The following is an 8,549-nucleotide window of genomic DNA, read 5'->3' as shown; positions in this document are numbered from 1 at the left end:
AGTTGTGGAGCCAGCCGGTGTTGCCTTTGCCGTCGTTGACGGCGGTGAGAGTCCCTGCGGGGACAGGATTGACGGTGATCATGCGGCCCTCCGGAGGTGTACAGCACGGCGGACGATCTGCCGGTGCTGGTTGTCGTTGAGGTAGGCCGTCTTGAGACGGCGGGGGAATCCGCCTTCGGCGCGGAGCAGCCCGACACCGAGGGATTCGGGTGCGATGTCCACGGCGGTGTGACCTTGGGAGGCCCAGCCGGTGCCGAGGATGATGTCCGAACTGGAGTCGGTCGCGCAGCGGAATGCGAGGCGGTAGCCGAACAGGTCCCGCAGCGAGGTCGGGACGATGTCAGCGCTAGGCCGCTGGGTCGCGGCGACGACGATGATGCCTGCGGCGCGGCCGCGAGCAACGATGTCCCGGATCAAGGTCCGGAACTCTTCTTGCTGTTCCTTGGTGCCGACGGTGACGGTGAAGTAGGCAAGCTCGTCAATGGCCACGAGCTTCGCGCGGAAGCCGTCCTCGGGGACGATCTTCTTGCGGCCCGTGCGGGCCAGGTGCAGGTAGCGCTCGTCCAGATCGGCCTGGAGCTTGCGCAAGACCCGGAGGGCCTTGTTCATGTCGTTGCCGACGAACTCTTCCGCCACCGGTGCGTAAGGCAGCAGTTCAACGATCTTGCCGTCGATCAGGATGAGGTCAACGTCGATGCACAGTGCGGCGTGAGCAACGATGTTGCCCAGGGCTACGGACTTCCCCGCGCCGGGTTCGCCACCGAGCAGGATGTTGCGGTACATGAGGGTGACGTGCACGGCCTTGCCGCGCGTGTCGACACCCAGGTAGATGGGGTCGTAGATCGATAGGCCGAGCCATCGGGTGGGGGTGACCCCCGGCTTGCGCCGGGGGAACACCTGTCGTGGGTCGAAGCTAGACATAGTCGGACACGTCTTCTCCGTTGACGCCCAGGACCACGGTGTTGCCGTCGTTCACGGCGGCGGTGGTCTTGGTCTTCGCGGTTCTGGTGCGGGTCTCACCGCTGCCGGATTTGGCCGGCGGTTGGTCGGTGGTCCCTTCGGAGGCGGGCTCGGGGCCGAGGAAGGCCATGACCGCGTCTTCTGCGACGGCCGCTTCCGGCATGTCGCTGGTGTCGTTGAGCAAAGGCGAGACGATGTGCTGCTTGGACAGCGGGTCGCGCCGGTCGATGTCGATCCGTACGAGTGCGGCGTTGCGCGTCGAGCGGGTGATCACTGCCGTGCGTGCCCAGCACGCGGAGGCCAGTGTTTCGGCCTTGTTCTCAAGGTCTTCGGCCGACAGACCGGGACGCATGAACAGCCAGATGACCTGACCGGTTCTGGTGGAGAAGCACCCGACGATGAACGGCAGGTTGCCGGACCAGTTCAGGGTGCGCATCTCGGTGAGACAGGCCCGGACGCGGTGCCGGGTGATGACGCACCAGATTCGGTTACGCGCGAAGCGGCGTACCAGGTTGTCGGTGAAGATCCAGCCACTCAGGACGATGATCAGCAGCGCGTTCAGCCACAGCGGATTGGACTCGAAGTAGCCGCTGACGGCCGCGCCGTGGGCGATGACGATGTAGGCCACGAGGGCCAGGACGATGAGTTCCCAGCGCCAGCGCCAGACACTCAGCAAGATGACGACCGGCAGGGACTGCGACGGCCGGGTGATGGTTTCGACAGCACTCGTGGCACTGCCACGTCCGCGACGGCCGGATACTCGACCACTCGAGCGCTTACGGGTAGATTTGGGCATGACAAGACCTCCCGTTGAGGGGGTTGAGTCTGGAGAGACACGAAGCCAGGACGGTTTCTGAGGCCTTGACCCGGCTTCGTGTCGGTGTTCCAGGGAGCGGCCCTTTCGAGGGCCGTTCTTGGTATCTAGCGGTAGTTCAGCGACGTTGACACTTACGTGTCAGCCGCGGTGGGGTTCGGCCGAAGCCGACTGCCAAACCGCGTACGTGTAGTCGCGGGCAGCTTTCGCATCGCTGAGCTTGCGCTCAGCATCGGCGTACATGTTCAGCAGCATCCAGAACGAATCCACGGCGTACATCGTGTCGCCGACGGTGTGGAACGCGACCAGCGGCTCACACCGCTGCATGAGCTTCGACAGAAGCTCTTCGAGGTACCGCTTCGCGGTCTCGATCCCTTTGATTTCCTGGCACTTGGCCTCGTACTCGGCACGTGCCTGATTCGCTGTGACGGTTCGGTCTTCCATCGGTTGCGACATGACTACTCCTTGCTGAGCAGTTGCACGAGTCACGGGATGAGTGGGGATCAGGCCTTCGCGTTACCCGGCGCGTTGAGGCTGTTCGCCTTGTACGCAACACCGTTCCGCCCGTTGGTGGCCCAGGGCATGGCAGTCAGCCCGACCGGAACGACCATGGCACCAACGGTCACCTTCGGGGCAGCATTGCCCGCCAGGGTCACGTTGATCACCTCGCCGCCGGACTCATCGAGCGCCATCAGCTGAACCGTCCAGAGCAGATCGTTGGTGGTCTTGTCCGCCTTCTGCCGGCCGTTCTGGTCCTTCTTCTCCTCCGCACCCTTGGTGACGGTGAACGTCTTGCCCGTGAGGTCAACGTTGATGTTCATGGAATCGCCCCTTCTAGGCGTCCGACCCACTCCCGTTGAGCGGGTGTTCTAGTTCGAATACTAGAACACCTAGGCCACGTCGACAAGCACTAAAAGCCACGAGTTTGTAACTCAGAGTTGACGCTTACGTGTCAAGGCCGCTGAACGCGGGTGGGAGAGTCGCCGAGTCGGCCACGGTAAGTCACGCGCCCGAAGGTGATGCTCTCGCCGTACTCAAGCACGTCGCCAGTGTCGTCGTAGATCCAGTTGCGACCGACCATGATGAGGGCGCCCTCGTCCAGGCCAAGCTTCTCCGCTTGCTCAGCGCTCGCGGCTGCCGGTTCGAACTGGTCCTGCCACGCATCGATCTCGCGCTTGAGGATGTTCGCGATGTACGCGAACGTGCCTTCCCTGATCCGCTCAGCACTCAGCAGCAGCGGTGCCGTCTTGGCCAGATGGCCGCGGTAGTACGAGGTCGATGCCGAGGCCGGCCTGTCGTCTGACCGATAGGTTGTCCGGACACGCCGGATGACCGGATCACCGGGCTTCAGTCCCAGCGCATCGGCAACCTGCTCTGATGCCTCATCGATCACAGCCTCTGTGATCTTCGCGTAGCTCCCGGTGGGATAGATCTTGCCCGTACGCCGGGAGTTGTCGACACGGTCGTTAGCAGCTCGACCGCGCTCCTCCTCGGTCGTCACGATGCTCCCAACCCCACGCTCGGGCTTGATGTACCCCTCAGCCCGCAGGGTCGACAACGCACGCTGAGCGGTAGCGATAGCCACACCCCATTCGCGCATCAGCGACCGCACAGACGGCACCAAGTCGCCAGCCTGCAACTCACCACTGGAGATCCGGGTACGAATCTCGGTGGCGATCTGCTGATACGGCGGAGCGGGACGCTCCAGCTTCGGGGGCATAACTAGACCTCAGGCTCCAATCGCTGTTCTAGAACACCATCAGCATAGAGCCGCAGCCCTGAGGAGGTCTAGTAGTCGTCCCGCGCGTTGACCCGATCAATCCCGCCAAGTCCAGTCGCCGCAACAGACCGGGCAACCTCGGCGTCAGCCGGGTCCGGATCGATCCCCTGCTCCTTGGCTGCGAGCAATCGCTTGTGAACCTTCTGAAGCTCGAGGACGTCACTCAGGCGAGCTTCCTGGATCTCTTCCCAGGTCGGCATGGTCACTCCCACTTCAGACCGGTAACCCGCTCGTACATCGCCACATAACGAGCACGAGTCTCATCGACGACCTCAGCCGGGATCTCAGGACCCGGAGGAGTCTTGTCCCACGTCCCCAGATCACGAGCCCAGTCACGCACGTACTGCTTGTCGAACGAGACCTGACGCTGCCCAGGCTTCCAGTCCTCATCCCGCCAGTAGCGCGAGGAATCCGACGTCAGCACCTCATCGGCCAGGACCAACGTCCCATCCTTCGCAAGCCCAAACTCGAACTTGGTATCCGCCAGGTGCACACCACGACCAGCCGTGATCTCAGTAGCCCTGCTGAACAGCTCAAGCGTCTTCGCCTCAAGCGTCTTCGCGAGCTCCGGCCCAACAGCCTCCGAGACCTCCTCAAAGGTCATCGGCTCGTCATGCCCATCCTCAGGAGCCGTCTTCGTAGTCGGTGTGAACACCGGCTGCGGAAGCTTGTCCCCTTCACGAAGCCCCGGAGGGATCGACACCCCAGAGATCTTCCCGGACTCTTGGTAGGCATCCCAGCCAAGCCCAGCAAGGTAGCCGCGGGCGATGCACTCCACCTGGATGATGTCGACCTGCTGAACCCGCACAGCCCGCCCCTCGAACTCGGCCGGCACATCCGTAGCCGAGATCACGTGATTAGGCATCACATCCGCCAGCTGCTCGAACCACCACAGCGACAGACTCGTCAGCAACTTCCCCTTGTCAGGGATCGGAGTAGGCAACACCACGTCATAGACCGACACCCGATCAGTCGCAACCAGGATCACCTCCCCAGGGCGATCGCTGTACACGTCTCGAACCTTGCCTCGATGCAGCAGCTCCACGGCACTGTTCTAGCACACCTATGCGACGGTCGCCGCACCACGGGTTCCGACCACCAGGCCGTGTCCAGCAGAACCACACCAAGGTTCGACTACTTGCCAATCGCAGCTATCCGATCAAGAACTGCGGCGGCAAATTGAATGGCATCTTGTTCCGTATCAAATGATTGAGAGTCGCTCCGCAACGCCCGGTACACCCCCGACGCCGTCTTCCGCTCTACCTTGAAGGAGAATTTACCTCTCTTAGTCGACTGAATTCGAGCACGCCAACCGTCGCTCCCACCTCGACCGTCCCATCCCACTCCCTCATCCAAACCGACCTCTCGCCATGAAACCTTGGGAATTACTGACTCGATAGCATGACGGAATTCACTCGCTGAGTCGTACCGTTTGCACGGATCAACATTAAGAGCCTTGTTTATGACTCGTCGCAAGCTCTTGTGAATATGAGGCAAGTACTGATCCCTGCGCGGCAATTTTCCTCGCTCGATCAGGTCGACCAGATCAGCATCGTCGTCGATTTGTGACTCAAAGAAGACATCGCCATTGACTAAACGGTACAGCGTTGTTCCCATAGCATAAATATCACCAGCTACCGAGTCGATGTATCCACTGGATACCGATTCCGGAGGCAAGTGCGTGGCGTAACCAATGGGAAGTTGGTGAACATGATCCTCGGTACAAGCCAATCCGAAATCAGAAAGCTTCACTTCACCATTGTGCCCGAGCATAAGGTTTGCAGGCTTAAGATCGCGATGAAGCCAACCGCGGGTGTGCAGAAACTCAAGACCGCGACAAGCATCGATGATTGCCTTTAATGAATCCCCGATAGGCAATGGATGCTTCCCATACCGATCAGAAATACTGCCGTCCGGCAAATACTCCATCCGAATGACTGGCACACCGTCGTCCATCTCTGCCGAATAGATCCGAACGACATGATCATGCTCTGCGTGAACCATGGCCTGCGCCTCCGCAAATGGTCCACGCTCACCCAGGTCAAGTGTCCGGCGGATATACTTTGCCGCACAGTTGCGGTTTAGAGCGTTATCCTTCTCCAGCCATACCTCGCCAAAGTAGCCACCACCAAGATATCGAAGACTTTCATACGCGCTCATGACTCTGGAAGACATGCAATAGCAACTGTCGCCGGATCCCGCCTGCTGACCGGCGTGGCAGCAGTAGCAGGCACAGCCTTGAGGGCAGCATCCAGATCGGCAGCATTTTTCACTGAAAAGGAAGCACGGACCGTGGCCGCATAGAACCTGCGGACTTCGCTGCCAGTTGAAGCGATAGCCTCTTGGGCAACTCCCTCCGCCTCAGCCCGAGGAAGACTGTTGCCTTGACCACCAGGGTCAGCAACCCTAATCGCTACTAGATCCGGAGAGTGTTTATCAAGAAGCTCAAGCAATTCCTGACGCAGCCAAACCAGCTCGGCACCCCGATCGCCCTGAGGAGCACTTGTTGCCCCATGTGTAACCACTTTGGCATCTACCCGCGAGGGGCCTTCGACCAGGCTCCAGACGACTTTGTTCTTTGAAAGCTTTAGCCCCAGAACTCGCATTGTGTCCTCCCCGGAGTCCGACCAGGACTCCCGCTTGTAAGAAACGCCCCCCCAGCGCTCAGCCACCATATCGGCCATCGCGCAATCTTGCGCAACCTTGCTCTCGGCATGTCGCCTATCCAGTGGGCCGAACCACCCCGAGCCTGGCTGACAAGTTTCTCTACGACTTCAAGACGGGCCCCTCCAGGGCCCGAAAGCGCGCCGCCACCGTAGGGCGGGCCGCCTGCCTCCCGCTCTCGCTTCGCTTCGCTCCCGGCGCTGCCCTTGGCTTGGCGCGCACGTGCCAGCAGGGTGCCGGGTCGAAGACAGCAGAATTCGCCGTCGACGGCTCGACACCCTGCGGGTTGCACGCATCTGGATCGGCCGGCCACCGCCGTGGATGGCTGGGCATGCCTGTCGTCTGGCAGGTGGGTTACCGGATCGTCCCGACAGCAATCATGGGAGGGACGGCCCTACGCGGCGCGCGTCAAGGGCGCCTGCGGCGTCGCAAGCGATCGAGCGAGCTCGACCCTGGACACCCACCGCTACGGTCCTTGGGCGGCAGCTATCGGGACGATCCGGCAGACTGGCCGCGGTTGACACGTAACCGTCAAGCCGCGCCTTTCATTGATTGGTCGCCGGGGAAGCAGAGGTATGCCCCGTCCCGTTTTCTTCGGGCGGCGGTAGCACCTTGGATTGGTGGTATGCACTTTCGATATCCCTGGCGATGTAATACGCATCAATGCGACGCTGGGCCTTCGAATTGTCCTTGAAGAGTTCAGATTGAGAGAGCAGGATCTCCTCAATCTGCTCAGTCGTAGGCGGGGGCCCTGATAATGGAAACGACTTCTTGATCTCGAGGGCAACAGGGATGGCTAGCATGCCCGCGTCGCCAGTTTCATGGTCGGCCATATATCTTACAATTGCTTGGTAAGCGACTATTCCCGAGTCCTTCATGGTGTGATCCATGAATGCGATTTGATCACCTTTAACAACCCAGCCTCGACGCCATGGTGACAGCGCCTTCCTGCGCTTCCCGGCCACTCTTACGGTGGCCCGAAGACGGCGAGGGAAAGATGATTTCACTGGGGCTCTCGATGACTTAACACCGGCTATTGCCTGCCAGACGTCCAAAACGAAGGTGACGCGATCAAAGGGCTCAAGACGAATGCGAGTTTCGGTGGAACCATTCCCGAGCTTACTTGCACGGGGGACTACCGACCGTCGATCCCTGCGGTACCAGCGCGAGGTCCCGAAATCGATTCCGACATCAGAAATTGTTACAGCATTCCGACTGACATTCTCAATTTCGATTTCAGCCATCTCTACATACCACCCGCCTTGGGCCTGGATGTAGAGTTCCAAGTTCTTCCAATCCTTGTACGACCGGCGAATACTCAAACCATCGGCGGCGGCAGGCAACATTCGCACCCTCACTCGGCCGGCCTCTAAGAGATACTTTGCCAGCTCCCAGATCCCAAGCGCAACAGACAAGATCAGCGCGAGAAGTGCAATAGCTGTTTCATCCATTTAACTTGCATACTCCCCGCGGTTCTGGATTTGAGTGAAATGGTTCCGTAGATTCATCCGCGATCGCTCACCTCTAAGTGTCACGATGCCTCAGATGGCTGAGGATGCCAGAGACCCTGGTGCAAGTAAATGCTAATCACGCTTGACTTGATGACCCGCGTTCTGGATCTCCGCCGTAGGCCAACTCTCGATGGGCCGTAGGCGATCTGCGGTGAACCAGTCTTCTATCGAGCGTCCGGAGCGGTGATCTGGAACGTAGACGACTCGGGCTGTCCAAGTATCTGAGTTGGACCGCCACCACTCCAGTATCAGACCTGGCTATGATCCCCGCTCGGTGCCCGTCCGCAAGACCCAGCAGTGCCGAGTTACGAGGTTGGGAGGTGGCTCCCGAGAGTAGCGGCGGTTCGTGCCCATGTGATGCAGTGTAGAACAAGTGTTCGAATACTGTTGGCACATACGTGTCAACGGAAGGCGGTGGATAACCCCGGCCAGTCACCGACTGATCCAGGCCATACTCGTACCTAGGTCCGGCGCGGCCACCTGTATGGACCCTAGCCCGAGCCTCAGTGAGCATCGAGAGACGAAGTGCAGGCAGGCCACCGGACCTTCTACGTCGATGGGAGAGATTCGGGAGGCGACCACACGCAACAACGGCCATGAACCAGCCGCAACGCGTGGTACGCGGTGTCCTTCTCGGCGACCATCTGGGTGATCTGGCCGTCACTGGAACGCACCACGTAGCCACAACCGGGAGAGGCAAAATTGCCTGGTCGCAAGCGAATCGCGCCTCTCCAGCAGCAGGCAGCAGCCAGACCCCCGCCCATGGCATGGAGGAGGTCGGCGGTTGCAGTCGTGGTTGCAGTTCAAGCCCGTTCGGGTC

The 8,549-nt window shown here is 60.4% G+C and carries 10 protein-coding genes; all 10 read right to left on the bottom strand.

Annotation, left to right across the window (positions count from 1 at the left end; all coding sequences use genetic code 11):
* Positions 1-78: 78 nt before the first annotated feature.
* Positions 79-921, bottom strand: a complete 843-nt coding sequence (locus FB561_RS36570; protein ID WP_145814661.1) for an FtsK/SpoIIIE domain-containing protein — start codon at positions 919-921, stop codon at positions 79-81.
* Complete coding sequence (locus FB561_RS36565; RefSeq protein WP_145814660.1) at positions 914-1,588, bottom strand: hypothetical protein; 675 nt, start codon at positions 1,586-1,588, stop codon at positions 914-916. The genes FB561_RS36570 and FB561_RS36565 overlap by 8 nt, the downstream gene beginning before the upstream one ends.
* A gap of 327 nt (positions 1,589-1,915) precedes the next feature.
* Positions 1,916-2,230 (bottom strand): hypothetical protein, encoded by a 315-nt coding sequence (locus FB561_RS36560; protein WP_145814659.1) that lies wholly within the window; start codon positions 2,228-2,230, stop codon positions 1,916-1,918.
* A gap of 47 nt (positions 2,231-2,277) precedes the next feature.
* Positions 2,278-2,595, bottom strand: a complete 318-nt coding sequence (locus FB561_RS36555) for a hypothetical protein (protein WP_145814658.1) — start codon at positions 2,593-2,595, stop codon at positions 2,278-2,280.
* 131 nt (positions 2,596-2,726) lie between these two features.
* The gene (locus FB561_RS36550; protein ID WP_145814657.1) at positions 2,727-3,494 is read right to left on the bottom strand and encodes a GntR family transcriptional regulator; all 768 of its coding nucleotides are present in this window, start codon (positions 3,492-3,494) and stop codon (positions 2,727-2,729) included.
* 68 nt (positions 3,495-3,562) lie between these two features.
* On the bottom strand, positions 3,563-3,754 hold the full coding sequence (locus tag FB561_RS36545) for a hypothetical protein (protein WP_145814656.1): 192 nt from the start codon (positions 3,752-3,754) through the stop codon (positions 3,563-3,565).
* Positions 3,755-3,756: 2 nt separating this feature from the next.
* Positions 3,757-4,599, bottom strand: coding sequence for a phosphoribosylaminoimidazolesuccinocarboxamide synthase (locus FB561_RS36540; RefSeq protein ID WP_145814655.1), 843 nt, complete (start codon positions 4,597-4,599; stop codon positions 3,757-3,759).
* 89 nt (positions 4,600-4,688) lie between these two features.
* Entirely contained in the window at positions 4,689-5,714 is a 1,026-nt protein-coding gene (locus FB561_RS36535; RefSeq protein WP_170284956.1) for a serine/threonine-protein kinase, read from the bottom strand.
* Entirely contained in the window at positions 5,711-6,238 is a 528-nt protein-coding gene (locus tag FB561_RS36530; RefSeq protein ID WP_145814653.1) for a hypothetical protein, read from the bottom strand. Before FB561_RS36530 ends, FB561_RS36535 begins: the two co-directional genes overlap by 4 nt.
* A gap of 525 nt (positions 6,239-6,763) precedes the next feature.
* Positions 6,764-7,669: a hypothetical protein gene (locus FB561_RS36525; RefSeq protein WP_145814652.1), complete on the bottom strand. Its 906-nt coding sequence runs from the start codon at positions 7,667-7,669 to the stop codon at positions 6,764-6,766.
* Positions 7,670-8,549: the final 880 nt, after the last annotated feature.

The organism is Kribbella amoyensis, from assembly GCF_007828865.1.
GTDB lineage: Bacteria > Actinomycetota > Actinomycetes > Propionibacteriales > Kribbellaceae > Kribbella > Kribbella amoyensis.
Note: the sequence above shows the minus strand (reverse complement) of the source record. Positions and strands in the feature narration are given on the sequence as shown.